This window comes from Aminipila luticellarii, from assembly GCF_004103735.1.
In the GTDB taxonomy this organism is placed as follows: Bacteria; Bacillota; Clostridia; order Peptostreptococcales; family Anaerovoracaceae; genus Aminipila; species Aminipila luticellarii.
The window spans coordinates 1,043,120-1,065,391 of sequence record NZ_CP035281.1 but is presented as its reverse complement, the minus strand read 5'-3'; the positions used below and the strand labels follow the sequence as shown (position 1 = coordinate 1,065,391).

The following is a 22,272-nucleotide window of genomic DNA, read 5'->3' as shown; positions in this document are numbered from 1 at the left end:
GCTATATATTCTTATTAATTTAAAATCTCAAATTGGCTGAGATCAATGGTCTTTAGCCTTTCTTTCTCCACACTGAGGCTTACAACAAACTCAATATCATATCGGTTTGAAATCTTTTTGAGTCTGTCAAGGAATTCCGGAATATTGTCCTCATGAATATCGGCATGTTTTAAGATGCTGTCAATAAAAACAGTTTCAATATCATGATCTGAGCTGATGATGCCATAAATAAACCCTATGTACTCATCGCTGTTGGTGATATGCTTAAAGTCTTCCATACACACCACCCTGATTTTGTGCTTTAAATCACACATCAGTCTCTGGTTTTTATTAATAAATATAACACTGCCCTTACTGTCTTCAACCATTTCATTGGCCAGAGCCAGCATTGTTTTGGTTTTACCCGAACCCTTCTTACCGATTAATAACTTAACCATTGTAATCGCCTCCTCTTGAGCTATGCAATATTTGCATCCGAAAACTTGCTAAAGTACCTTGTGTAACCACATTATACACTATTGATTATGGCTTATCAAGATAAATCACGCAAACCCCATCTAATTTTCCAAATTTTCATAATTCTTTAATCGGAGCTGCCCGCATGCCGCATCAATATCGCTTCCCAACTCTCTTCTGACCGTAGCCTGAATACCTAACTTCTCTAATTGAGCCTGAAATTGGGAAGCCTGTACTCTGGAAGCTCCGGAAAAGCTACTTTCCGTTACATTGTTCAAAGGGATCAAATTGACGTGACAAAGCATTCCCTTCAATCTTTTTGCTAATTCTTCTGCGTGAACAGCCTGATCATTTACGCCGGATACCAGCGCATATTCAAAAGTGATCCGCCTGCCCGTTTCTTCTACATAGTCCCTGCATGCTTTTAAAAGCTGTTCCATATTGTATTTCTTATTGATCGGCATGGTCAGATCTCGGATCTGATCGTTGGGAGCATGCAGCGATATGGCCAGATTCACCTGAGGAAACTCCTTTGCAAACACTTCGATTTTAGGCAGGATGCCGCAAGTAGACACAGTAATGCTCCGCATGCCGATATTCAATCCAGCCTTATGGTGTACTAAATATATAAATTTAGAAAGGTTTTCATAATTATCAAATGGCTCACCGGTTCCCATTATCACAATGTTGCTGATCTTCTCTCCGGTATTCTTTTCCACGGAAATAATCTGATCCGCCATTTCTCCCGCTGTCAGATTCCTGCAAAGACCTCCTATGGTAGACGCACAAAATTTACATCCCATACGGCATCCTGCCTGAGAAGAGATGCAGATGGAATTGCCATATTTATATTTCATAAAAACACTTTCTACGCTGTTACCGTCTGCCAGCCCAAAGAGATATTTTCTGGTGCCGTCTTCCTGGGATGCCTGCACCTGCAACAGCCTTAAGCTGCCTACTTCCGCCGTTTCCGTCAGCTTCTGCCGAAGCTCCTTGGACAGATCCGTCATTTCCTCAAAACTGCATACGCCCCGGTACAGCCATTGATATACTTGTTTCGCCCTAAATTTCTTTTCACCAAGACTCTCGAAGAAGTTTGCCATTTCTTCGAGAGTCATATCTTTTAAATGAACTTTATCTGGCATTACACTCTTTCAACCTCTATGCCTGTCTTATGGCCATTTAAGTCATACTCGTCCATGCCGGATTTGTCAAGAATCTCTATTGCAAGAGTTTCTTTCATAATATATGCATTATAAGTCTGCAAAGCTTTTGCAACTGCTTCATCTGCATTCACATAAATTTTGATGTTATCCATCATTTCAAAATCATTTTGCTTTCTTAGCTGCTGGACCTTTGAAACAAGTTCTCTGGCAAGGCCTTCTTCAATCAGCTCTTCATTTAAAGTGGTATCTAAAATCGTGAAGATATTGTCCTCCATCGCCACAGAGAAGCCTTCCTTGGCACTGATCTTTATTTCTACCAGTTCTTTATTGATCGTAAAATCTTCGCCGCCAACCGGAATGACCGCTTCGCCGTCCGACTCCAGCTTTGCTACAAGTTCTGCCGGGTCTGCCTGAGCAAGTGCTCCGCCAAAGGCCTTGATCTTGGCTCCCAGAACCGGACCTGCCACCTTGAAATTCGGTTTCAGACTGTAATTCAAAAATTGATCCAGCTTTGTCTCAAATACTACTTTTTTCACGTTCAATTCTTCCATAATCAGCGGAGTAAGGTCGCTGATAAGTGCCTCATATTTTCCGTCCACCAGAATTTCAGAAAGCGGTTGTCTGACCTTAATTCTTTCCTTTTCTCTCGTTCCTCTTCCGAGACCCACCATGGTTCGGATCAAATCCATTCTCTCTTCCACATTCTTATCGATCAGCTCTGTTTTTGCTTCAGGGAAGAAGGAAATATGAACAGACTCGTTTCCGGTCAGCTTGGTATAGATCTCATCTGCTATAAATGGAGCAAACGGAGCGATCAGCTGCGAAATTCCCACAAGGACCTCATAGGTCGTCGCATATACGCTCTTTTTGTCCTCTGTCATCTCTTCTCCCCAGAATCTTCTTCTGGCGCGTCTGATATACCAGTTGGAGAGATCTTCTGTCACAAAGTCCTGAATCTTTCTGACTGTTTTCATGTGATCGTATCGGTTCATTTCTTCCATAACGTCTGAAATCAGTTGATTATACTTTGAAAGAACCCATCTGTCCAGCTCCGGTCTTTTCTCATACGGCACGTTCAGCTCGGCAGGGTTCATATCATCCTGATTGGAATACAGCACAAAGAAATTATATACATTTTTCAGCGTGCCAAAGAATTTGCTGACAATTTCAATCAATCCGTCTTCATCAAACTTGGTCGGGGACCATGCCGGAGATACATACAGCAAATACCATCTGGTGGCATCTGCGCCGTATTTATCAAACAGAACAAACGGATCCACGGTATTGCCCTTGGATTTGCTCATCTTCTTGCCGTCCTTGTCCAGAATCAGATCATTTACCAGAACATTCTTGTACGGAGCCCTTCCTTTTACAAACGTAGAAATAGCAATCAGGGAATAGAACCATCCTCTGGTCTGGTCAATGCCCTCACAAATAAAGTCTGCCGGGAATAATTCTTCATCAAATTTTTCTTTATTTTCGAACGGGTAATGATGCTGTGCAAATGGCATGGAACCGGAGTCGAACCAGCAGTCCATGACTTCCGGAATTCTGCTCATAGGCTTACCGCAATGCGGGCACTTCAAATGAACATCATCCACATATGGTCTGTGCAGTTCAATATCCTCCGTAATATTTTCAACAGATTTTTCAACCAATTCCGCTCTGCTTCCAATGCATTCCAGATGACCGCAGTCACATCTCCAGATTGGAATTGGGGTGCCCCAGTATCGGTTTCGGGAAATAGCCCAGTCATTCACGTTTTCGAGCCAGTTTCCAAATCTTTTCTCTCCTACGAAATCCGGGAACCAGTTCACCGCTTTATTATTGGCTACCAGCTGATCCTTCAGTTTAGTCATTTCAATATACCAGCTTGGCTTTGCATAATAAATGAGCGGTGTTCCGCATCTCCAGCAATGCGGGTAGTTGTGCTCCATCTTTTCCTTTGCAAATATTTTATCTTCCGCTGCCAGCCATTTAATGATCTCTACATCAAGACCGTCTTCCATGACAAAATGTCCTGCCCAAGGCGTATCTGTATATTTTCCCTGTTCGTCTACCGGATTTAATACAGGCAGATTATACCTTCTGCCCGTCTGATAGTCATCTTCACCAAAGGCAGGAGCTGTATGAACGATTCCCGTACCGTCTTCAATGGTGACATAGTCTGCACACGTCACGAAAAATGCTTTTTTATCCGGAGTCAGGAACGGCATGAGCTGTTCATATTCGGCATACTCCAGCTCTTTGCCCTTCATTTCAGCGATTATATCGTACTTTTCGGCACCCAGTACCTTGTCTGCCAGATTCTTTGCAAGATAGAATACCTTTCCGGCCTCAGCTTCTATATCTTCATGCATTTTGACCTTCACATAATCGATATCAGCGCCCACCGTCAGAGCCACATTAGATGCCAGGGTCCAAGGCGTAGTCGTCCATGCCAAAAAATATTCTTCCGCATCTTTTCGTTTAAATTTAGCTGTAATGGTCTGCGTCTTTACCTCCTTATATCCTTGAGCTACTTCGTGAGAAGCCAGTCCGGTTCCGCAGCGCGGACAGTAAGGAAGAATCTTGTGTCCTTCATAAATCAATCCGGCCTTAAAGAATTCCTTTAATATCCACCAACCTGTCTCTATAAAGTTGTTGTCCAGAGTAATATATGGGTTGTCCAAATCGATCAGATAGCCCATTCTTTCCGTCATTTCTCTCCACATACCCTCATAGGTAAAGACGGATTCTCTGCACTTCTCATTAAATTCTTTGATGCCATACTTTTCGATATCCTGTTTGCCCGACATGTTCAGCTGTTTTTCCACTTCAATCTCTACGGGCAGTCCGTGAGTATCCCATCCGGCTTTCCTCTTTACCGCAAAGCCCTTCATGGTTTTGTAACGGCATACGGAGTCCTTTAGGGTTCTTGCTATGACATGATGAATACCGGGCCTGCCATTGGCAGTCGGAGGTCCTTCATAGAAAATAAAGGATGGCATCCCTTCTCTGGTCGTTACACACTTTTCCAACAGATTTTCTTCTTTCCAAGCCTTCGCTTGTTCTTTTTGCAATTCTGCAATTGGTTTTTCTGATAAATTTCGAAACATGATGTTTACATTCTTCCTTTCTACAAAAACGTAGCACGGCTACGTCTTATTTTTTACGATGAAATGATTTGGCTAAGGGGGACAGGGAAACACAAAAAACAAAAAAGCCCCCATCCACACTTGTGAATTAGGGACGATCTTCTTGAACCGCGGTACCACCCTATTTGCAAGACGCCTCTGTCTGCGGCAAGCCCTCATCAGGCTGGTTTCATAAACATCTTACCTCTCATATTCAATCAGGCTCCGGAGTGATATTCGACTGCTGCTTCACCGACGTGCTCTCAGCTCATGCACATCTCTCTGTAAGGTTATTACACAGGTCTACTGGTTCCATCAAGGCCCTGAGCTATTCAATTGACTAGGTGTAGGGAAAAAACATAGAATTCGCCGTACACACCGCTTTATTATACTCGTAGAGCCGTTAGCTGTCAAGGAGTTTACCCAATTAGTCTCTACGTTTCCAATGGAAATTAAATGTATACCCCCGGCATGTCTCCGTCTGATGGCGCAGAGCAGCATAAGCTTTACTCTCCAGAAAAAAGCTCTCCCAGTACGTAGAAGATCTCATCCATGGAATAGCCCTGGCTTTCCAGCCTTCTGGCCACCTTTGCCTTTACCTTCTGCAGTTCTTTATACCGCTGCCTCTTGTCTTCATAATCCGCTGGTTCTCCATCCGGTTCTGTCCAGCCCAGACTAGCCAGAAGCTTCTGCCCCTGTTCTAAAGCCCTGCCCCTCTCTGCAGGTTTGTCCAATTCCTCAAAGCGATCTCCAAGCTCTTCCAAAAGCAGCTTGGAGATACCCTTCTGCCGCAGCTCATGGCGGATCCTGGCCGCTCCTTTTCCTTTGGAGATGCCGTATTCCACATATCGCTCCACATAAGCCTCATCGTCCAGGTAATGCCTCTCCAGCAGATCGATCATGGCTTGCTGAATGTCCTCCTGATCGTACGCCTTTTCTTCCAGATACCGGAGCATTTCCTCACAAGTCCGATCCCGATAGGCCAAATGCTTTAAGGCCGCTTCCAAGGGGTCGGGCTTCTTTTTTTCTCCTTTCTCTCTGGCGTATGGCTGTCTGCCGCCCTTGCTCCGCCTTCTCCATGCTCCGCTCTATTCACTGGTTCGCCTCCTGTTTCTTGTCCAAAATCCTACCATTTCTTTATCTGCACGCCTTCGAGCTGCTGTCCGCACACCGCTCCCAAGATTTTCTCTCCCGGAAGGAGGGAAAAGCCTTCTGTGCTCTGGACTTGTTCCACCTCTATGGCTTTCACAAAATCATTCCCTATGCGGGAAGCCAGCCGCCATTCTCCGGAACCGTCCTTTCTCCTTTCCACCACCGAAAAGGTGGAAAATCCCTGTCCGGAAAATCCAAGCCCGGTGTACTTCACGTAAGCTTCTTTCCTGGTCCATACCTGAAAAAAGGCCTCCGCCCCTTTCTGCTGAACATAAGCCGCCTCTTCTTCCGTAAAAAAGCGCTTTGCCAGCTTCTCATAGGGAAGCTCCTTACATAGCTGAATATCCACCCCCACAGGAAATACCGCTACCAGACAGACCCAAAGGCTTCCCGAATGGCTGACCGAAAAGTTGACGGGTACATTTTCAAAATAGGGCTTTCCCTGTTTCCCCCGCCGTATTACAGCGTCCTTATATACGTCTCCGGAATAATCCTTCAACGCTCTTTTTATCAGCTCTTCCCCGTTTTTCCCCTTATGCTCTTTTCCGTTATACACATACAATATCATTCCTGTTTTCTCCTGCACAAAAGAGGCACCATATATAGCTTATTGTATACATGGTGCCCTATTTACTATTTCCGCATTACATTGAAATAGAATTTATTTCTGGTTATTCAGTCTGTCCAGAACACGCTGGTACCCTTCCGAGCCGTAAACCAGACATTTATTGATCCTGCTGATCGTTGCAGTACTCGCCTTGGTAGCTTCCTCAATCTCGCTATAGGTTTTCTTTTCAGACAGCAGCTTCGCCACCTGCAACCTTTGCGCAATCGCATGGATTTCATTGATGGTACAAATATCCTCAAAGAATCTGTAGCAATCCTCTTCATCCTGCAAGGTCAGGATCGCCTTGAACAATTCATCAATATCCTCGCGTTTAAATTTTGATTCATATGCCATAATACTGCTCCTTTCGAACACTTTAACACGTTACAGGACGATTATAGCACTTTCGTTTGTGAAACGTCAATGGTAAATTTATTTATCATTGGTCAGCAATTCAACGGCTTTATTTAGCTGCGTATCCACCTTACTGTTTTCAGGCAGTTCTACCACATAATCCGGTTCCACTCCAATCCCCTGAATGACCTTTCCTTTAGGTGAAAAATATTGAGCAATCGTAATCTTAACGGCATCCCCTTCTTTTAGAGGAGCTAAGGATTGAATCACGCCCTTTCCAAAAGATTTCGTTCCGACGATTTTTCCGCCCTTATTGTCTTTAATACCGGCTGCTACAATTTCAGAGGTACTGGCCGTTCCTCCATTGATTAAGAGCACATACGGCAAAGAGGTTTTCCCTGCGGTGGTCTTCATATACGTTCGCTCCTGCGACTTCCCTTCCGTATAAGCCAAAACACCTTCATCTAATAAAAGATCTGCCACTTCTATTCCGCTTTCAACGACTCCACCGCCATTATTTCTTAAGTCGATTATAACACCGTCTACACCCTTTACCTCAAATCCGTGCAATTCCTTTTTAAACTCCGCTGCCGTATCCGTTTCAAAATTGCTGATATAGATATAGCCGATATTGTGATCCAAGGTTTCCGCAAAAACAGAATCCAGCTTGATGCTGGCTCTTGTTAAATTGGCTTCCACACTCTTCCCATCCCGTAAATACGTTACCTTGACCTTGGAACCGACCTTGCCTCTCATATTTGCCACAGCCGTATCCAGCTGGGAGCCTTTATAAGACACATCGTTCACCGCAAGGATCAAATCACCCGATTTAATTCCCGCCTTCTCGGCCGGGCTGTCCTTGACTGTGGAAACCACCACGATATATCCGTCGCTGCTGGCTCCTACGGTCACACCTATGCCCTCCAGCTTTCCCGTGGTTTTGACCATGAGATTATCGTATTCTCCTTTGGACATATAATTCGTGTAAGGGTCACCGGTTCCTTCAAAGAGTCCATAACACATTCCCTGAATTAATTTGTCCTGATCCAGATCTTTATAATAATACTTGTTGAGCGTTTCATAAAGAGCTTCCACCTTTGCATATCTGCTCATGATGGTCTTATATGCACTGTAATCGTCTTTGCTTATCCTCACACTTTGTCCGGGTATAAAGTTCATTCCCGCAAAGGTAACAACGCTTCCAAAAAGTGCAGCAACAACAATAACGATAACCAGATTCCGTTTTTTTATTTGCATTCTTTCCTGCCTCCGCCATTTATTTTCATATACACTACATTTTAGCACATCTACAGGGTATCGTTAAGCAGGAAATTATGTTTTTTACTGTACGGCTTTAAAAGCTTCCTCCAAATCCTCAAGAATATCATCAATATTTTCTGTTCCTATGGAAAGACGAATAGTATTACGCTTAATTCCTGATCCAAGAAGCTCTTCCTCTGTCATCTGAGAATGAGTGGTGGAAGCCGGATGAATCACCAGAGATTTTACATCTGCTACATTGGCAAGCAGAGAGAACAGTTCAAGCTGGTCGATAAAATCTTTTGCCTTCTGATCGTCACCTTTAATCTCAAAGGTAAAAATAGAACCCCCACCGTTTGGAAAATATTTTGCATATAAAGCTTTCTGTTCCGGATCCTCTGATACAGCCGGATGGTTCACCTTCTCCACCTGTGGATGGTTGTTCAGATATTCCACCACCTTCAAGGCATTTTCAACGTGCCTTTCCACTCTTAACGACAGCGTTTCAAGCCCTTGAAGGAAGAAAAAGGCATGAAATGGGGAAAGGGTTGCACCGGTATCTCTTAAAAGAATGGCACGAATCTTTGTCACATAGGCAGCAGCCCCTACTGCTTTCGTAAAGCTGATTCCGTGATAGCTTGGATTCGGCTCTGTCAGCGAGGCGAACTTTCCGCTTGCTTCCCAATCGAACTTACCGCTGTCCACAATGACGCCGCCAATTGTCGTACCGTGTCCGCCGATGAATTTTGTTGCAGAATGAACCACAATATCGGCACCGTATTCAATAGGTCTGACCAGATACGGCGTTGCAAAAGTGTTATCAACAAGAAGCGGAATCTGATGGGCATGGGCGATATAGGCGATCTTCTCAATGTCTACTACATCTGAATTGGGATTTCCAAGGGTTTCAATAAGAACTAATTTTGTGTTTTCTTGGATGGCTTTATCCACTTCTTCATAATCAAACGGATCGACAAAAGTTGTTTCTATTCCATACTGTTTGATTGTATGCTCCAGAAAATTAAAGGTACCGCCGTATATATTCTTGGCAGCTACCACATGATCGCCGTTCTGGGCGATATTTTCAATGGCATATGTAATGGCTGCCGCTCCCGAGGCTACTGCCAGCGCGGCAACTCCCCCTTCCAGCTTGGCGATTCTCTGTTCAAAGATGTCCTCCGTAGGATTGGTCAATCTTCCATAAATGTTTCCCGCATCCTGCAATCCAAATCTTGCGGCAGCGTGTTCACTGTTATGAAAAACATAGGAAGAGGTCTGATAGATCGGAACGGCTCTTGCGTCTGTTACCGGATCTGCATTTTCCTGTCCGACATGCAGCTGTAATGTTTCAAATTTAAAATTTCTATTTTCTCTTGTTTTCTTGCTCATAATGATTACCTCTCTTTTTTACTCTTTATATAAAATATGGATTACGATTTACTGTCCTTTTGTATAGTTATCATTATACCCCGGAGAATTCCGGGGTGTTAATACTTATAACATACAGCCTGTTATAAGCTGAGGTTATAACAAAATGGAATTTGCACATGCTTCTGACCTGTGATAAACTATGTTCATTCACACCTTTTATTTCAACATAAAAGAAGAGGAGAACAGCATCCATGAAAGAAAATAACAAAGAAATACTTTCCGTATCCGGTCTTGTGGTTTGCGCTTTACTGTGGGGTTTTGGTTTCCCTGCCTTGAAAGCGGTAGAAACCTTACCGACCTTCTACATCATATCCATACGGTTTGCCGTAGCAGCAGTAGTATTAGGCATTCTGTTCTATAAACAGCTGAAATTTATTAGCAGAGAACTGATAAAAAATGCTTTCATCCTCTCTCTGCTAAATTTTTCCCTATACATCTTTACCACAGTGGGCATAAAATATACCACCTCTGCCAAGGCCTCCTTTTTCAGCTGCTTAGGTTTTCTTATCATTCCGATTCTCAATTTAATCCTATATAAGCAAAAATTCACCAGGACTACCGCAATCAGTGTTTTTATCTGCCTTGCTGGCATCGTTCTGCTATCCTATTCTCCCGGCATGGGCTTTGGTCTGGCACTGGGCGATATCATTTGCATGGGCAGTTCCTTAACAGGTTCTTTTTCTATCATTTACCTTGACCGAATCAGCCAAAAAGGAGAAAATACCAATCCCGTACTCCTTTCCATACTGATGATGTGCTTTACCGCTGTATGGGGCTTCTGTACGGCATTGGTACTTGGTGATTTTACGGCGTCTCCTACTAAAATGGATTGGGGTATTCTGTTGTTCATCGGCTTATTTTGCACCTGCGCCGCATTTCTTCTGCAAACTGTCTGTCAGAAATATGTGCCTTCTAACCGGGTCGGTGTTATATTTGCCATAGAACCGACTTCGGGTGCCTTTTTATCGGTGCTCCTTCTCCACGAGAGAATGGGGCTCGTCGCCATACTCGGCGGAATACTCGTTATTTGTAGCTTACTGTATCAGGAAATCCTCAGCAGCAAAGCTGCTGCTTCCGATTAATTCCCTTTAGCCGCCTTTACATATATGGAGGATAGATTTTGAAGAGCAAGCTGCAAGGTTTCGTCTTTTTTGGCAAAATGCAATCGAATCAAATGATTCACCTCTTCCTTGAAAAAGGCAGAGCCGGGTACGGCACCGACTTTTACTTCCTTAGCAAGCCATTCACAGAATTCCAGATCATTTTGGTATCCAAATTCCCGGATATCCACCAGGACATAATACGCCCCTTGGGGTTCGATATATTTCAGCCCAATATCATCCAGGCCCTTTAAAAACAGGTTTTTCATATGTGCATAGTGCTTCTGCACCTCCTTGTAATATTCCTCCCCAAAGCGAAGCCCTACAACAGCGGCTTCCATCAAGGGGGCTGCCGCTCCTACCGTGAGGAAATCATGTACCTTTTTAATACGGTCTATGATTCTTTCCGGCGCGATCACATAGCCCAGCCGCCATCCTGTAATGGCATAAGTTTTGGACAAGGAACTGCACGTTATGGTGCGTTCCTTCATACCGGGCAGTGCGGCCATATAAACGTGTTCATAAGGAGCATATATAATGTGTTCATACACCTCATCTGTAATAATATAAGCATCATACTTGATTGCCATGTCTGCAATCAGCTGCAATTCTTCCCGCGTAAATACTTTTCCGGTAGGATTGGACGGATTGCATAAGATCAACGCTTTGGGATTCTGCTTGAAAGCCTCCTCTAGTACATTGGCATCGAACTTAAATTCAGGTGGTATCAAGGGTACATAAATGGGCTCTGCTCCGCTTAAAATGGTATCTGCTCCATAATTCTCATAAAATGGTGAAAAAATAATCACCTTATCTCCGGGGTTTGTAACGGACAACATAGCAGCCATCATGGCTTCTGTGCTCCCGCAGGTAACTACGATCTCTGTGTTTGGATCTATTTTCATTCCGGAAAAATGATTCTGCTTGAAAGCTAATGCTTCCCTAAAATTTTTTGCCCCCCATGTGGTCGCATACTGATGGGGGCCTTCCATGGCCGCTTCGACTAATCTTGACAATATTTCCTTGGGCGGTTCAAAATCCGGCATTCCTTGGGAAAGATTTACGGCACCATACTGATCTGAAATCCTTGTCATTCTCCTAATGACCGAATCTGTAAATTCTGCTGTTCTGTTGCTCAATTCTTTCATATTGTACATTATTCCTTCCACGCTGCGATATAAGACCCTTTAAAGGTTGTGGCATATACTTCCTTTACGGCTTCTGATTGATAGGCCTTCACTATTTTTTTATACGTTTCATTCTCTTTATCTGCAGTTCTGGCAGCGATTAAATTAATATAGCTCTTTCCTGTATAGTAGCTTGGATTGTCCTGAAAGATGGAATCCTTCGCCGGGTTCAGTCCATTATCCAAAGCATAGTTGCAGTTAATAACAGCAGCTGCAACATCCGGCAGTAAAGAATATACATTGGCTGCATCTGCCTCTACTAATTCCAAATTTAGCGGATTTTCTGTTATATCGGATACCTCGGGACTGTCTCCGGCAGCCTTATTTAATTTTATCAATCCGGCAGCCTCCAAAATTTTTAAAGCCCTTCCTTCGTTGGTTGCATCGTTAGGTACTGCAATTTTGGAGTCTTTTTGAATTTCTTTCACATCTGAAACCTTATCCGAATAGATGTTCATACTGGAAATAAAGGTGTCTCCGATGGCCGTTATTTTGTACCCTTTATTTTTAATTTCCTCATTTAGATAAGCATAATGCTGGAATGCATTTAAATCAATCTCTCCATTGTCCAGTGCTTGATTTGGCGTTCCATAATCCGTAAAGCTTATCAGCTCCACCTGAATTCCTTCCTTTCCCAGTTCCTTTATGACCGGATCCCACATTTCATTTGATTCGCCTACTACGCCGACCTTAACAACCTTTTCACCATTCCCGGTATTCTTTTCTTTTTTATCTCCGCAGGCCGATAAGGCAACGGTCAACACAATGACTAAAATAAGTCCCAAAACTGTCTTTTTCTTCATATTCATACCCTCCTTTAAATTTAATTTCTTATTGTATGGAAATGACCGAAATCAAAGCTTCCTATAGCTTGCATGCCATTTCATAATTTTCTCGCATAGTTTGGCAAGACCAATCAAATTTTGCCTTTTCTTCTTCGGTTAGATTCAATTCTATGATTTCTTCCACTCCATGTATTCCAAGGACTGCCGGAACAGAAGCATAAACCCCCCGCTGGCCATATTCCCCCTCTAACAGAACGGAGACAGGGAGAACTCTTTTTTCATCTGCAAAAACAGCCCGCGTTACCTCCGCTATAGCCGCTCCGATTCCAAATTCGGTTGAACCTTTTCCACCGAGAATATGCCACCCTCCGGCTTTTCCTTCTTCCGCTATGGCTTCTAAATCCAGCTGCCCATATTTATCCGGTTTTTCCTTCATCAACTCTAAAACAGGTTTCCCGGCAATGGTCACAGTGGACCAAGCGACCATCTGACTTTCCCCGTGCTCCCCCAGTGCATAAGCATATATGGATTTCTGATCTATTCCGATTTTCTCTGAAAGAACCCTTCTAAGTCTTGCCGAATCCAAGACCGTGCTGGTAGAAATAATTTTTTCTTTTGGATACCCCAACCGGTGCTGTACATAGTGGGCAACAACATCTGCCGGATTGGAAACACTGATTATGATTCCATGAAAGCCTGATTGTTTGATTCCATCCAGAATGCCTTGCAGAATTTCAATCGTCTGAGCCAGAGTATCCATTCGAGACTGGCCTTTACCCATATCGGGAAGCGGTCCTGCGGCTATAATCAGCAAATCCGCATCAGCAGCCTCTGTGTAGTCCCCTGCTGTAACCAATACACGATGGGGAAGATAAGCCATTGCATCAAATAAATCTAATGCCTGCGCTCCAGCCTTCTCTTCATCTGTATCAATATAGACAATCTTCTCTGCCAGTCCCTGGGAGGCTAAGGCATATCCCGCATGAGATCCTACATGCCCCGCTCCGATAATAATTATTTTTCTGGTTCTTAGTGTCATAAACTTTCTCCTTTCGTTGTAATTCCGGCATCTATAGTGCCGAAAGCTTGTTCGTTAATGGGTGCTTTTTTTCGCAATGAGATTTCCGCCCAGCTGTATCAGGCTGACTAAAAGAACCAATACCAAAACCGAAGCATACGTTACATCCACCTGATTTCTTTGATAGCCGAACCGGATTGCAAAATCTCCCAGTCCCCCGGCCCCAACGGCGCCCGCCATGGCTGTCAGCCCAATTAAACTAATCGTTGTAATCGTCGTAGCCCGAACAATTCCCGGAATGCTCTCTCTTAAATAAACGCTGATAATAATTCTGATCGGCCCGTCTCCCATCGCTTTTGCAGCTTCCAATAATCCCGGATTCAGTTCCGCCAGCACCGATTCAATTTGTCTTGCAAAGAATGGAACCGTTCCAAAGATCAGCGGAACAATGGCGCCCTCCACACCTATGGCTGTCCCCGCTATCATTCTTGTGAAAGGGAGCAGACCTGCCAGCAAAATAATGAATGGTATGGACCGGAAAAAATTGACGACCTTATCCAGAATCTGAAAAACAATTTGATTTTCAAGGATCCCGCCTTTTTTAGTAACCGTCAGTAAAATGCCCAGCACCAATCCGATCATAAAAGAAATCCAGCCTGACCTCACAACCATTTGCAGAGTCTCAGCTATGCTTTCATAAAAGTCGGGAAGCTTCGTCATCAGATTCGGGCAATACGTATTAAGAAGCTCGTGCATCCAGAATCACCTCCACTCCCACATTCTTTGACTTTAGATAATCCATGGCCGCCTCAATATCTTCCTTACTCCCTTTCACAACTGAAACCAGACCGCCAATGGGATTTTCTCCAATCAGCTCAATATTTCCGAAAATAATATTTACATCCAGATTGAATCTTCTTGAAATCTGCGATACCAGAGCTTCAGATGTATTTTTTTCCAAATATTTGAACCTTAAAATGCATTCTCCTTTATTTAATTTCGTAACGGAAACAGAAGACTCCATCAGCTCATATATTTTAGATAAATTAGAAGTACTGTCTACAAAATTTTTTGTAATGTCTTTCTTTGGATTGGAAAAAACCTGAAAGACTTCCCCTTCCTCTACAATTTCACCGTTTTCCATGACCACGACCTTATCACAGATTTCTTTTACGACTTGCATCTCATGGGTGATCACCACTATGGTGATTCCAAGCGTTTCATTTAACTGCTTTAACAGCTTTAATATGGATCTTGTGGTCTGCGGATCCAGTGCACTGGTAGCTTCATCACTGAGCAGAATTTCCGGCTGGTGCGCCAATGCTCTTGCGATGGCCACTCGCTGTTTCTGCCCCCCGGATAGCTGGGAAGGATACATCTTTGCTTTATCTTCTAAGCCCACCAAATGCAGCAGCTCCTCCACCCTTTCATCCACCTTCTTTTTGGTCATTCCCTGATGCTTTAGAGGATAGGCTACATTCTGCTGCACGGTTCTGGACGAAAACAAATTAAATTGTTGAAATATCATACCGATTTTCTTTCGTTCCCTGCGAAGCTGTCTTTCTGACAGTCCGGTCAGCTCCGTACTTCCTAAAAAAACTTTTCCTTCCGTGGGTCTTTCCAGCAAATTGATACACCTTACCAGAGTGGACTTACCCGCTCCCGAAAATCCGATAATGCCATATATTTTTCCTGCATCAATGTTCAGGTTTATTCTTTTGATCGCTTCCACCGTTTTACCGCCAGACTCAAAGGTCTTACTGATATTTTCAAATTTGATCACGCGCTCACTTTCCTCCTTTTTTTTTATCGGTTTCTAAATTAATGTTATCATATATGAAAAGTAGGTGTTAATACTTGAAAACAATATCCTGTTATAAGTTCAACCTACAACAAAACTCTGTACACAAAAAAACCGCTCTCAATTTATGAAAGCGGAGCTTAAATTCTCTGTAATATTTTATTTACAATACCAATTCCCTATACTTCAATAATTCGTCCAGATACTTTTTGCCTTCCAGACTCAATGGAATCCTCTTATGTTTGATATACCCAATATGCATCACTTCATCCGAATCCAGCTTTATCGCCTGATAATCCTTTCCGTTTAATTCTTCACAGATAATTCCGGAGCACAAGGTATATCCGTTGAGCCCTACCATGAGATTCAGCATGGTAGCCCGATCATTGGCTTTGATGATTCGTTTATATTCGTAGGTGCTTAAAACCTCTTCAGCAAAATAAAAAGAATTGTTTTTCCCCTGTTCAAAGGATAGACATGGATAGTTCTCCAGCTCTTCCATAGTGATCATGCTGTTCTTTGCCAAAGGATGTCCCTTCCATAGATACACATAGGTATCGCATGAAAAAAGCTCGATAAATTCCAAAGAATTTTCATTTAAAATCTTTCGTAATACCTTTTCGTTAAAATCATCCAGATAAAGAATACCTACATCACTCTTAAAGTTCTTAACGTCGTCAATGACTTCGTAGGTTTTCGTTTCATGCACTGCAAACTCATATTCATCCATATCAAATTGCTTGACCATTTCCACAAAGGCCTTTACGGCAAAAGAATAGTGCTGAGTAGACACACTAAAATATTTTTTTCGGACCTTCTTTTCTATATACTGTTCTTCCATCAAGTTGTACTGTTCCACTACCTGCCTTGCGTATCCCAAAAATTCACTTCCCTCTGAAGTGATGGTAATCCCTCGATTGGTACGGATAAAAATTTCTATGCCGATTTCATCCTCCAGCTCTTTTATGGTTCCCGATAGGCTGGGCTGGGAAATAAACAGAGACTTCGCTGCAAGATTGATCGAACCCTTGTCTGCGATTTCTATCGCATATTTCATTTGCTGAAGTGTCATCTCAACCTGCCTTTCTCAATTTGTAATATATCATATTATTTACATAGGTTTTATATGATATTACTCTTTTCTCCCTTGCCTGTCAAGATTATTTATTCCTTCTACCGATAATGGCTGATAATGAACTGAACAGAAGACACTCCATTGTATACATTGATCTGAGGGTAATAGGTAATCGTCATTTCTATTTTGTTTTTTTGGTTTCTAAAGGCCTTGTCCACTTCTTGCCTGCCATATTTTTCTGTAAAATAAGCAACAAACTGCTCTGCCTCTCCAAAGAAGAGAGCCGTTCTTTCCACCGGGCTTTTATTACAAATAGTAAGGCGCAAATACTGATTATTCTGCCCGATATACCGAAGCCTCATTACCTTGATCTGTTTTTCACCAAACACCGGCTTCGTATTGCCCTTTCCAAAAGGCTCCAGCACTTCCAATCCGCATACTACATCCTCCGTAAAATAGGAAAGATCTACCTGCGCGTCAATACGAACCGTAGGAACCAGATCCTCTTCCCTCAATCCGCTTTCCCCGTTCAGGCCTTCTCTCAGCTTATCAACATTGGCTTCCTCCATAGAAAGGCCGCAGGCCATAGGGTGTCCGCCAAACCGTTTCAGCAGCCCCTTGAACTGATTTACCTTCTCGAAGATGTCATACTGCTCCACCGAACGTCCGGAACCCTTTAATCCGTCTTTTACGTTGGTCAGTACGATGACCGGCCGATTGTATGTTTCCTTGACCCTTCCTGCGATGATTCCGACAATGCTTTCATGAACCTCAGACAATTTCACTAAAAGAACAGAATCGTTATACAGCTTGTTTTCCTCTATCACCGCTTTGGCTTGCTGTATCCCCTTCTCCGTCAGTTCCTTTCTTTCCTGATTCAATAGCTTTAACTGCGCGGCAAGTTCCTTTGCCTCGTCCACATTCTGCGTATCCAGAAGCTTTAGCGCAAGATCTGCTGTTTTTAAACGTCCGCTGGAATTCAAGCAAGGTCCGAGAACGAATCCGATACTATAGGACGTGACTTGCTCCAGACCGTTTGCTCGGATCAGCTCCCTCAGACCGATATGATTCGTCTGGTTGATGGCCGAAAGCCCGTTCTTCACTATGATTCGGTTTTCGTCTCTTAAATCCATTACATCGGCCACGGTGGCAATAGCGGCAAAGGGCAAAAATTCTTCTGCCTTTTCCATACCGAAGCCCATATTCATATATATAGCCTGTATCAGCTTCCATGCCACCACTGCACCGCAAATGCCGTCATAAGGATACGGACAGTCCTGCCTTTTCGGATCCACCACCGCATCTGCATCCGGCAGCTGGTATACCCTTTTATTCTTTTCTACCGTGTAGGGAACTTCGTGATGGTCGGTCACCACCACCTTTATTCCATAGGATTTTGCTTCTTCAATGATTTCTTTTGCCGCAATTCCATTATCCCCCGTTATAATGAGTTTTACACCCTGATCCGCTGCGTCCTGTACGATACGGCTATTTATTCCATATCCGTCGCGAATCCTTTCCGGAATCTCCACGCAGACGTCTGCTCCCAGCTTTTCAAGGCCGTGCTTCAAAATATAGCCGGTACAGATTCCATCACAATCAAAATCTGTCACTGCCATGATCTTCTGCTTTTTTTCAATGGCCGTTTTTACGATTTCCACCGCTTTTTTCATATCCTTCAGTAAAAACGGATCGTATAGCTCCTTCAAGCTTGGATAAAGATAAGCCTGAATGTCCCGATCCTCTATGATATCCCGATTTCGCATTAATTTTGCCACTAATGGATCGATATGAAAGGTTTCCGCGATTCGTTTTAAGTCAGCACGCCTGTTTACTAATATCCATTTTTCCATAAAATTACTTCTCTCAAGTTTCCTCATATAATATGAAATCCATTCCCGTTTCTATATGTCGAAACAGGAATGGATCTGATGTTTATTTATATCCAACCGCTCAGCGGATCCACATAGTTTCCGTTTACACGAACCTCAAAGTGAAGATGAGGACCTGTAGACTGTCCTGTAGATCCCGATTTTGAAATAGCTTGTCCTCTGGCCACCACATCTCCGGTTTTCACCAACAAACTGGAATTGTGTGCATACAAGGTTACGATACCGCCGCCATGGTCGATCATGATCATGTTGCCATAGCTGTTATTCCAGCCTGCCTTGATGACCGTCCCTGCATTGGCAGCCACGATTGTAGTTCCGGAAGGTGCACCGATATCCACACCGGTATGAAGCTTTTTCACCTTAAGAATCGGATGAATTCTGTATCCAAAGGGGGAAGTTATTTTCGTAACTCCGGGAGCAGGCCATGCCATACTGCCGCCCTTATATGTAGTACCTGTGCTTTGGGAAGCTAAAATTTCCGCTTTCAGCCGGTTGGCTTCTGCCAGGAAGGATTGCTCCATTTCCTCCAAGGCCTTATTGTCGCTTGCGACCTCTGCCTTCTTATCTGCAACTACAGACTTATCCTCGCTCAGTGCAGACTTTTTTTCAGCTTCTTCCTGTTTAGTTGCCACAAGCTGGGATTGAAGATTCAGCAGGTTCTTTTTCTGCGCATCGATCATATTGTGCTCCTGCTGGAGCTGTTCCATCAGCTGTTTATCACTGTCATAAATCCGCTGGACTCTGTCCAGATTGGTCATAAGGTCTGTAACACTGGTGGAGCCCAGCAGCACATCTACAAATCCTGCCGAACCGTTTTTATACATAGTTCTCAATCTGCTGTTCAGATTGGTATTCTGTACGTCCATATCCTTTTCCAGCTGATCTAACTGGGCTAATGCTTCCGTGATCTTATTCTGAGTAGCCGTGATATTTCCGTTCAAGGCATCGATCTCTTTTTGTGAAGCATTGATTTTACCTTCCAGATCCTGTATTTCCTTATTTAAAGAATTTTCCAGCTTTTTTCCTTCCTTCAGCTGGCTCTTTACATTGCTTAACTGACCGTTTACGTCGTTCAGCTGATTCTGTGTGGAGCTTCCGGCATATGTAAGACCTACGGCTCCAAAAGAAAATACCAACACAAATACTAAAGTATAGGATATTACTTTTCTCATATGTATTCCTCTATCCCCTTTCTACGCGTCCAAAAATCTTCTCATGGAAACGATACTTCCGCAAGCCCCAATGCTTACGCCGATTGCTAAAAAGATATAAATCAGATGAGCCGTCAAGAATCCCTGGGAGACCATCGGCGTGGATAATATAAGGAATAAATCCCGCCCGATCAGGTTCACCACTTTACCATATACAAAGGCTACGACTCCGGCTGAAATTCCGGCTGAAATAATTCCGATTATAATCCCCTCCAGCAGAAATGGCCCTCTGATAAACCAGTTGGTCGCTCCTACGTACTTCATGATCCTTATTTCTCTTGATCTGGCCAGAACGGTCAGCTTGATGGTATTGGAAACGACCACCACAGAAACGACCACGAGAAAGACCATAATAACGAATGCCGCTATTTGTATAGCGTTCGTAATCTTCACTAATTTCTCCACCGTTTCTTTGTAATACTTTACATCCTCCACTCCATCATACTGTTTTAGCGCACTCACCACGCTGTCCGATGCCTCCAGCGTATCCACCTTGACTATAATGGAGTTGGGAAGAGGATTCCCGTTCAGCGAATCCAACAGATAGGCCTGTTCCCCCCAGTCGGATTTCCAATCTGCCAAAGCATCTTCTTTGGAAAGATATGTGGCATCCGCCACACCGCGGACTCCTTTCACCTCTGAAATCATAGCCTCCGCCTGGTCATATGTGGTGGCATCCAATAAGTATACCTGAACGGTATCGTATTCCTGCTTTGCCGCTTCCGCGGCCATATTGATGTTTACGATTAAAACGAAGAACAGACCCAGTATCAACATCATAGCTGTGATTGAAAAAACAGAAGCAAAACTCATGGTTCTGTTTCGAAAGACCTGGATACATGCCTGCTTTAGTGTATATTTTATACTGTTAAACATGGCTGCCAAATACACCTCCCATATACATACCCGTATGTTTATGTTTCGGGGCATCTTCTCCTGTTAGATAGGCTCCTACGTCGTCCCTGACGACTTTACCTTTCTCTATTACAATAACTCTCTTTCCCATTTTGTCTACAATATCCTTCGCATGAGTCACCATCACGATGGTTGTTCCCCTCAGATTGATTTGTTCCAACAGTCTCATAATTTCCCATGCTGTGTCGGGATCCAGATTTCCTGTAGGCTCGTCCGCTATAAGCACGGTGGGATTATTGACAATCGCTCTGGCTATAGCCACTCTCTGCTGTTCACCGGCAGAAAGTTCATCCGGATATTTGTTGGCCTTGTTACTGATCCCTACAAGGCTAAGCACTTGAGGTACCTGCCTTCGGATGGCTCTGGAGCTCATATGGATGATTTCCATGGCAAACGCTACATTTTCATAAACGGTCATTTTCGGCAGCAGCCTGAAATCCTGAAACACGATTCCCATACTTCTCCTGAGCTTGGGAATCTTCCGGTTAGGCAAATCTGTTATTTCGGTTCCGTTTACTTTAATGCTGCCCGAATCCGCATCAATTTCTTTCAGAATAAGCTTGATAAAAGTGGATTTTCCCGCTCCGCTGGGTCCCACCAGAAAGACAAAATCACCTTTATCTATCTTAACACTAACATTATCCAAGCCTACATTGGTTCTATAGGCCTTGGTAACGTTTTCAAAAACTATCATATAGGGTAACCTCCCTGTTATCGTCAAAATTATTTCTTGTTCTACATAAAATTACATATAGCACTAGTTTTTATTATAACGCACAACGGTTGTTTTTTAAATAGGAACCTTTATTACAAAAGTATTACATTTAAATGGGGCATCGGTCGAGTATCTGTCTGATCGGTTGATTTAGCACCGCATTTACGGATTTCAGGCTATATGGAATCCGGCAGTTATACTCGGCCAGGTACATTTCTTCCGGCAGAATGAAAGGAACCTTTATAAATTGCTTCACCCGGACAAAGTCGTAGAACTCTCTTTTGTTGACTCCGCCATTGTATTTATTTACCACCCAAATGATCTTCTGTCCGGAAAGCTGACATCTTTTCATAAAGCAGAGATTTTCGTATTCTTTGATCAGCTTGGATGGCATGGGATCCATAACAAATATAAGCACATCCATTTCCTTTAAAATCTGCTCCAATCCGTTGCACCACGTAATATCGCACAGGATGTGATCCCCTGTAATGTTGTTTATCATCCTGCACAGTTCAATAGGTTCCAGACTTTTTTTGGGAATTGCGGCTTTCTGGTCCGGTACGCAAAGAGCCCAGTTAATTCGTTCATCCAAATTTACCATTCCTGCGATGCTTTTTCCCTTGGTCGTTTCATCATAAAAATCAACAAAAGTCCGCCCTGCGAACCGCTTGTCCATGCCCAGACTGTCGTAGAGGAAGGTTTTGTTTTCATTTCTGTTGATTTCAAGGTACGTGACATACCTTTTCCTTTCTTTGGCTAACTCTTTTGCCATGGCCGTGGCCAAAAAACTGGTGCCTACCCCATTTCCCATGCCCATCACTCCGATTTTACAACGGCTTTTAACCGTCCGGTACTCTTCCTCCTCCTGCTCTCTCACAAAAATCCTGTTCAACTGCAATCCTCCTTTTCCTCTGATTCTTAAAGTTGTCCCTTTCTCTTAGTATTATTTAAACATATTTTACATTTTATGTAAATCATTATTTAAAAAACATATAGAGTACTTCTATGTATTGCGATAACATATTTTAGGG

Annotated in this window: 20 protein-coding genes; 1 reads left to right on the top strand and 19 read right to left on the bottom strand. The window is 43.3% G+C overall.

The window, feature by feature from the left end:
* Nucleotides 1–14 precede the first annotated feature (14 nt).
* From EQM06_RS04835 to EQM06_RS04800, 8 genes are all read right to left on the bottom strand, one after another.
* Complete coding sequence (locus tag EQM06_RS04835; RefSeq protein ID WP_128745251.1) at nucleotides 15–437, bottom strand: hypothetical protein; 423 nt, start codon at nucleotides 435–437, stop codon at nucleotides 15–17.
* 120 nt (nucleotides 438–557) lie between these two features.
* The gene (gene rlmN, locus EQM06_RS04830) at nucleotides 558–1,601 is read right to left on the bottom strand and encodes a 23S rRNA (adenine(2503)-C(2))-methyltransferase RlmN (RefSeq protein ID WP_128745250.1); all 1,044 of its coding nucleotides are present in this window, start codon (nucleotides 1,599–1,601) and stop codon (nucleotides 558–560) included.
* Nucleotides 1,601–4,720, bottom strand: a complete 3,120-nt coding sequence (ileS, locus tag EQM06_RS04825) for an isoleucine--tRNA ligase (RefSeq protein ID WP_128745249.1) — start codon at nucleotides 4,718–4,720, stop codon at nucleotides 1,601–1,603. Before ileS ends, rlmN begins: the two co-directional genes overlap by 1 nt.
* 524 nt (nucleotides 4,721–5,244) lie before the next feature.
* Nucleotides 5,245–5,745 (bottom strand): regulatory protein RecX, encoded by a 501-nt coding sequence (locus EQM06_RS04820; RefSeq protein WP_128745248.1) that lies wholly within the window; start codon nucleotides 5,743–5,745, stop codon nucleotides 5,245–5,247.
* A 119-nt stretch (nucleotides 5,746–5,864) separates the two neighbouring features.
* Entirely contained in the window at nucleotides 5,865–6,458 is a 594-nt protein-coding gene (locus tag EQM06_RS04815; protein ID WP_128745247.1) for a 4'-phosphopantetheinyl transferase family protein, read from the bottom strand.
* Between the two features lie 93 nt (nucleotides 6,459–6,551).
* Nucleotides 6,552–6,851 carry a YerC/YecD family TrpR-related protein gene (locus EQM06_RS04810; protein WP_128745246.1) on the bottom strand — a complete coding sequence of 100 codons (300 nt, stop codon included), beginning with the start codon at nucleotides 6,849–6,851 and terminating at the stop codon, nucleotides 6,552–6,554.
* A 78-nt stretch (nucleotides 6,852–6,929) separates the two neighbouring features.
* A complete protein-coding gene (locus tag EQM06_RS04805; protein WP_128745245.1) occupies nucleotides 6,930–8,108 on the bottom strand; it encodes a S41 family peptidase in 1,179 nt (392 codons plus the stop codon).
* 84 nt (nucleotides 8,109–8,192) lie between these two features.
* Entirely contained in the window at nucleotides 8,193–9,500 is a 1,308-nt protein-coding gene (locus EQM06_RS04800) for an O-acetylhomoserine aminocarboxypropyltransferase/cysteine synthase family protein (RefSeq protein ID WP_128745244.1), read from the bottom strand.
* Between the two features lie 233 nt (nucleotides 9,501–9,733).
* Here EQM06_RS04800 and EQM06_RS04795 point away from each other — a divergent pair, with 233 nt between their 5' ends.
* Nucleotides 9,734–10,624, top strand: a complete 891-nt coding sequence (locus EQM06_RS04795; protein WP_128745243.1) for a DMT family transporter — start codon at nucleotides 9,734–9,736, stop codon at nucleotides 10,622–10,624.
* Here EQM06_RS04795 and EQM06_RS04790 read toward each other — a convergent pair.
* The 11 genes from EQM06_RS04790 to EQM06_RS04740 all read right to left on the bottom strand — a co-directional run bounded on the left by EQM06_RS04790 (nucleotide 10,621) and on the right by EQM06_RS04740 (nucleotide 22,133).
* Entirely contained in the window at nucleotides 10,621–11,799 is a 1,179-nt protein-coding gene (locus EQM06_RS04790; RefSeq protein ID WP_330548367.1) for a pyridoxal phosphate-dependent aminotransferase, read from the bottom strand. The two genes, EQM06_RS04795 and EQM06_RS04790, sit on opposite strands and share 4 nt — an antisense overlap.
* Entirely contained in the window at nucleotides 11,799–12,632 is an 834-nt protein-coding gene (locus EQM06_RS04785; protein WP_128745242.1) for a MetQ/NlpA family ABC transporter substrate-binding protein, read from the bottom strand. The genes EQM06_RS04790 and EQM06_RS04785 overlap by 1 nt, the downstream gene beginning before the upstream one ends.
* A gap of 61 nt (nucleotides 12,633–12,693) precedes the next feature.
* Nucleotides 12,694–13,653 carry an L-lactate dehydrogenase gene (locus EQM06_RS04780; RefSeq protein ID WP_128745241.1) on the bottom strand — a complete coding sequence of 320 codons (960 nt, stop codon included), beginning with the start codon at nucleotides 13,651–13,653 and terminating at the stop codon, nucleotides 12,694–12,696.
* Between the two features lie 54 nt (nucleotides 13,654–13,707).
* The gene (locus EQM06_RS04775; RefSeq protein WP_128745240.1) at nucleotides 13,708–14,388 is read right to left on the bottom strand and encodes a methionine ABC transporter permease; all 681 of its coding nucleotides are present in this window, start codon (nucleotides 14,386–14,388) and stop codon (nucleotides 13,708–13,710) included.
* Nucleotides 14,372–15,415 (bottom strand): methionine ABC transporter ATP-binding protein, encoded by a 1,044-nt coding sequence (locus EQM06_RS04770; RefSeq protein ID WP_128745239.1) that lies wholly within the window; start codon nucleotides 15,413–15,415, stop codon nucleotides 14,372–14,374. The genes EQM06_RS04775 and EQM06_RS04770 overlap by 17 nt, the downstream gene beginning before the upstream one ends.
* Nucleotides 15,416–15,596: 181 nt before the next feature.
* Nucleotides 15,597–16,505 (bottom strand): LysR family transcriptional regulator, encoded by a 909-nt coding sequence (locus tag EQM06_RS04765; protein ID WP_128745238.1) that lies wholly within the window; start codon nucleotides 16,503–16,505, stop codon nucleotides 15,597–15,599.
* A 101-nt stretch (nucleotides 16,506–16,606) separates the two neighbouring features.
* On the bottom strand, nucleotides 16,607–18,361 hold the full coding sequence (recJ, locus tag EQM06_RS04760) for a single-stranded-DNA-specific exonuclease RecJ (protein WP_164914351.1): 1,755 nt from the start codon (nucleotides 18,359–18,361) through the stop codon (nucleotides 16,607–16,609).
* A gap of 86 nt (nucleotides 18,362–18,447) precedes the next feature.
* Complete coding sequence (locus EQM06_RS04755) at nucleotides 18,448–19,572, bottom strand: murein hydrolase activator EnvC family protein (RefSeq protein ID WP_128745236.1); 1,125 nt, start codon at nucleotides 19,570–19,572, stop codon at nucleotides 18,448–18,450.
* Between the two features lie 21 nt (nucleotides 19,573–19,593).
* Complete coding sequence (gene ftsX, locus EQM06_RS04750; protein ID WP_128745235.1) at nucleotides 19,594–20,487, bottom strand: permease-like cell division protein FtsX; 894 nt, start codon at nucleotides 20,485–20,487, stop codon at nucleotides 19,594–19,596.
* Nucleotides 20,480–21,220: a cell division ATP-binding protein FtsE gene (gene ftsE, locus EQM06_RS04745; RefSeq protein WP_128745234.1), complete on the bottom strand. Its 741-nt coding sequence runs from the start codon at nucleotides 21,218–21,220 to the stop codon at nucleotides 20,480–20,482. Before ftsE ends, ftsX begins: the two co-directional genes overlap by 8 nt.
* Before the next feature lie 130 nt (nucleotides 21,221–21,350).
* A complete protein-coding gene (locus tag EQM06_RS04740) occupies nucleotides 21,351–22,133 on the bottom strand; it encodes a hypothetical protein (RefSeq protein WP_128745233.1) in 783 nt (260 codons plus the stop codon).
* Between the last annotated feature and the right edge of the window lie 139 nt (nucleotides 22,134–22,272).

Bases quoted from the DNA above. Each gene is read 5' to 3' on its own strand.
- EQM06_RS04765 (WP_128745238.1), bottom strand. From the start codon at position 16,505: ATGACACTTCAGCAAATGAAATATGCGATAGAAATCGCAGACAAGGGT.
- recJ (WP_164914351.1), bottom strand. From the start codon at position 18,361: ATGGAAAAATGGATATTAGTAAACAGGCGTGCTGACTTAAAACGAATC.
- EQM06_RS04805 (WP_128745245.1), bottom strand. From the start codon at position 8,108: ATGCAAATAAAAAAACGGAATCTGGTTATCGTTATTGTTGTTGCTGCA.
- rlmN (WP_128745250.1), bottom strand. From the start codon at position 1,601: ATGCCAGATAAAGTTCATTTAAAAGATATGACTCTCGAAGAAATGGCA.
- EQM06_RS04835 (WP_128745251.1), bottom strand. From the start codon at position 437: ATGGTTAAGTTATTAATCGGTAAGAAGGGTTCGGGTAAAACCAAAACA.
- EQM06_RS04775 (WP_128745240.1), bottom strand. From the start codon at position 14,388: ATGCACGAGCTTCTTAATACGTATTGCCCGAATCTGATGACGAAGCTT.
- EQM06_RS04785 (WP_128745242.1), bottom strand. From the start codon at position 12,632: ATGAAGAAAAAGACAGTTTTGGGACTTATTTTAGTCATTGTGTTGACC.
- ftsX (WP_128745235.1), bottom strand. From the start codon at position 20,487: ATGTTTAACAGTATAAAATATACACTAAAGCAGGCATGTATCCAGGTC.
- EQM06_RS04815 (WP_128745247.1), bottom strand. From the start codon at position 6,458: ATGATATTGTATGTGTATAACGGAAAAGAGCATAAGGGGAAAAACGGG.
- ftsE (WP_128745234.1), bottom strand. From the start codon at position 21,220: ATGATAGTTTTTGAAAACGTTACCAAGGCCTATAGAACCAATGTAGGC.
- EQM06_RS04795 (WP_128745243.1), top strand. From the start codon at position 9,734: ATGAAAGAAAATAACAAAGAAATACTTTCCGTATCCGGTCTTGTGGTT.
- EQM06_RS04800 (WP_128745244.1), bottom strand. From the start codon at position 9,500: ATGAGCAAGAAAACAAGAGAAAATAGAAATTTTAAATTTGAAACATTA.
- EQM06_RS04780 (WP_128745241.1), bottom strand. From the start codon at position 13,653: ATGACACTAAGAACCAGAAAAATAATTATTATCGGAGCGGGGCATGTA.
- EQM06_RS04755 (WP_128745236.1), bottom strand. From the start codon at position 19,572: ATGAGAAAAGTAATATCCTATACTTTAGTATTTGTGTTGGTATTTTCT.
- EQM06_RS04810 (WP_128745246.1), bottom strand. From the start codon at position 6,851: ATGGCATATGAATCAAAATTTAAACGCGAGGATATTGATGAATTGTTC.
- EQM06_RS04790 (WP_330548367.1), bottom strand. From the start codon at position 11,799: ATGTACAATATGAAAGAATTGAGCAACAGAACAGCAGAATTTACAGAT.
- ileS (WP_128745249.1), bottom strand. From the start codon at position 4,720: ATGTTTCGAAATTTATCAGAAAAACCAATTGCAGAATTGCAAAAAGAA.